This window comes from Planomonospora algeriensis (genome assembly GCF_977012225.1).
The window spans coordinates 1-1,332 of record NZ_CDRNDK010000860.1; the positions used below are offsets into that span (position 1 = coordinate 1).

Annotated in this window: 2 protein-coding genes; one reads left to right on the forward strand and one right to left on the reverse strand. The window is 67.4% G+C overall.

Annotated features, from left to right (window positions below; translation table 11 throughout):
- The first annotated feature begins 199 nt into the window (after positions 1 to 199).
- A complete protein-coding gene (locus ACWJ6R_RS36420; RefSeq protein ID WP_449066562.1) occupies positions 200 to 442 on the forward strand; it encodes a hypothetical protein in 243 nt (80 codons plus the stop codon).
- Between the two features lie 612 nt (positions 443 to 1,054).
- Here the strand turns inward: ACWJ6R_RS36420 and ACWJ6R_RS36425 are convergent.
- On the reverse strand, positions 1,055 to 1,255 hold the full coding sequence (locus tag ACWJ6R_RS36425; protein WP_449066563.1) for a hypothetical protein: 201 nt from the start codon (positions 1,253 to 1,255) through the stop codon (positions 1,055 to 1,057).
- Between the last annotated feature and the right edge of the window lie 77 nt (positions 1,256 to 1,332).

The window sequence follows — 1,332 nt, forward strand, 5'->3', positions numbered from 1 at the left end:
CGGGCGTGCGGCGTGGGCGCCGGTCCCGGACGGCGCGGGACTCAGGGCCGCGCACCGCACCCAGCGCCCACCGCTCCCTTACAACCCGCCGCACCGAGGCCGCGCCACCGCCCAGCCCCGCACCAACCGGGCAAGCCGCCCATGCGATTCCTCATCGCACTCTGTCGCCATCAACGCGGCACCCCATACGATCACCCGCATGAGTGATCCAGAGAACATGTCCTACGGCTTCCTGGCGCTCCTGAGCCTGGGACTTCTCACCTTGGTCACATCGGGCTTCATCGCGTTCGCCGCGGGTCAGCTAACGGCTTTGGCCATCGTCGGCGTCGGCTTCGTCATCGCCGCCGCGGCCCTGACCATCTATCAACAGCGGAAAACCCCAGCCTCCGGCGGGGGCACTCGGCTCCGGGATGATCACCCGAACGAGCCCGTAGAGCCGTAAGCGGCTGAGGTGGGGCCTGATCGTCCCGTCTGCCTCATCCCAGGCGGAGCCCAGCAGACCGACTCCTCCGACTCAAGCCCGTCTGTGACCGTTGGCATCCGAATCGAGGAACGGCCATTGGCTGAGGGACACACGAAGACGGGCTTGCCTCTCCGTCGCCGGCCCGCTGCCCTTCGGGTGGGACGAGGCAGACGGGAAGATCAGTCCGGGCGGGAACGTGCGGGTAGAAGGGTGGTCCCCGGTGCTATCCAGCGTCCCGACGTCGTGCCCGATCGCCTACGACTCAGCTCGCCGAGCCGTACCCCTGCGGGGAGGGGCGGCGCAATGCCGGAGACCACCCGCAACGAGGTTACCTCCGTGCCCGTTGCGTGCCCGTCAGAAGAGGGAACAAGGGGGACTCACGGGGAATCACAGGCAGCCGGACCACTCCCCCGCAGGTCAGCGTTTCCCCAGCTCAGCGACCAAGATCGTTAGAGACTTCCCAAGCTGACAGCGCGGGTTCGATTCCCGTCACCCGCTCCACACACCGAGGCCCAGGTCGGGGAGAGATTCCCGACCCGGGCCTTGATCGTTTCTGGAGCCTTCTCGATCTTCCGTGCAATTGACGTGCAATTAGCCCACGGGAGCGAGCACCCCGGCCGAGCCGTCCTCATCGTCGCCGTCCCGCTTCTCAAGCTGCCGGTCGATCGCGTCGGTGATCGCTCTGTCGGCACCCCGCACGGCGTGCTGGTAGATCATCGCGGCGCGCACGTTGTCGTGGCCCATCCGGGCCATCAGGTCCTTGAGCCCCGCGCCCGACTCGGCGGCGAGCATGTTGCCCGTGTGACGCAGATCATGGGTGCGCCGTGAGGCGCTGTTGAGTCGAGTGGAGGTGAGAGACCTTCACCGCT